The sequence below is a fragment of the Pseudomonas sp. MD195_PC81_125 genome (assembly GCF_014060985.1).
GTDB classification, from domain to species: domain Bacteria; phylum Pseudomonadota; class Gammaproteobacteria; order Pseudomonadales; family Pseudomonadaceae; genus Aquipseudomonas; species Aquipseudomonas parakoreensis.
This window is the reverse complement of sequence record NZ_JABULD010000848.1, coordinates 1-639: the sequence shown is the minus strand read 5'-3', so window position 1 is coordinate 639 and position 639 is coordinate 1. Positions and strand designations below refer to the sequence as shown.

1 protein-coding gene is annotated in these 639 nt (G+C 43.8%); it reads right to left on the bottom strand.

Going from position 1 to position 639, the window contains the following annotated elements; translation table 11 throughout:
- Positions 1 to 219 precede the first annotated feature (219 nt).
- A complete protein-coding gene (locus HT737_RS29685) occupies positions 220 to 459 on the bottom strand; it encodes a contact-dependent growth inhibition system immunity protein (RefSeq protein ID WP_374011218.1) in 240 nt (79 codons plus the stop codon).
- Positions 460 to 639: the final 180 nt, after the last annotated feature.

Here is a 639-nt window from a genome sequence, read left to right as displayed (position 1 = left end):
TGGATGCCAAGCCAACTCGCGGAAATGGCTTCGCAGGCGAAGCATCATGCGAAGAATGTTCCGGGGTATAGCGTGCATGTGATTGATAGTCTCAGTGCTGCCGACCTTCAACTGCCGCAACTGATTGGTCAACGATGATTCCACAGACGACATAACCACTTTTCCAAATCTGAAAAAAATTATTCAGATCAACTCCAGAACTTAAAAAAGCAACTCACTCTAATTTTTTCCACTTTGCAGCATAGCCAGCACGTGGCTTAACCATTCTTGACCGGAAGTCCACTTATTCCAATAGCAGTAGTAGCAACTGAGATCTCTCAACAAGTAATCTCTTATCGTCACCTCATCTTTATCTTGACTCAGCAAAGACTGCAACTCTTCACAAACCAAAAGTATTATTTCCGGATCTGAGGTTTGTAAGAAGTCAGCAATAACTTTATCGGGGGTGTCGTACTCTATTAGCCAATCTTGATGAAAGTAGGCCCCAAAAAAAGTCGTGAAGCTCGGGAAATTCTTGATTCATAGTTCTGGAAATCCGGTCAGCAAAAAATATCCCAAAGGGAGTGTAGGGTCTTTTTTCAGAACTAGCAGGAGTTTTAGTGCCGACCGAGGATGTGTGGCGCCATTCAGCAAGCTCAC